Below are 528 nucleotides of genomic sequence, written 5' to 3' on the forward strand. Positions count from 1 at the left end.
CATCGGATCGGTGACGTCCTTGCCCTCGCCCGTCATGTAATCCGACAGAACCACGGTCTGGTTGTAGCGGAAGTGGGTGCCTATCAGATCGGAGTCGTTGATCCAGCCGTCATAGACGTTCTTGCCCGACTGCATCTGCGTCTGCAGCTTCTCGACAACGTCGCCTTCCTGGATCAGGTCGTGCTTGACCTTGATGCCGGTGATTTCGGTGAACGCCTTGGCCAGCGTCCCCGCCTCGTATTCATGCGTCGTGATCGTTTCCGAGACGACATTGATGTCCATGCCCTTGAAAGGCTCAGCGGCCTTGATGAACCATTGCATCTCCTTCATCTGGTCTTCCTTCGACAATGTCGAAGGCTGGAATTCCGTGTCGATCCACTTCTTCGCCGCAGCTTCGTCTGCGAAAGCCGGCGCGCCGATCGCGGCTGACGCCGCAATCAATGCCACCGCGCTTGTCATCGTCAAAAGACGATTCCTTTTTGTAACGTGTCGCATGGTTTCCTCCGTTGAAAACACAACTTCAGGTCC

1 protein-coding gene is annotated in these 528 nt (G+C 55.9%); it reads right to left on the reverse strand.

The window, feature by feature from the left end; genetic code table 11:
• A partial coding sequence (locus tag D1614_RS28835; protein ID WP_206610213.1) for a type 2 periplasmic-binding domain-containing protein occupies nt 1-465 on the reverse strand: 465 nt, incomplete at its 3' end.
• Between the last annotated feature and the right edge of the window lie 63 nt (nt 466-528).

It is taken from the genome of Maribellus luteus, assembly GCF_003576475.1.
Lineage (GTDB): Bacteria > Bacteroidota > Bacteroidia > Bacteroidales > Prolixibacteraceae > Draconibacterium > Draconibacterium luteum.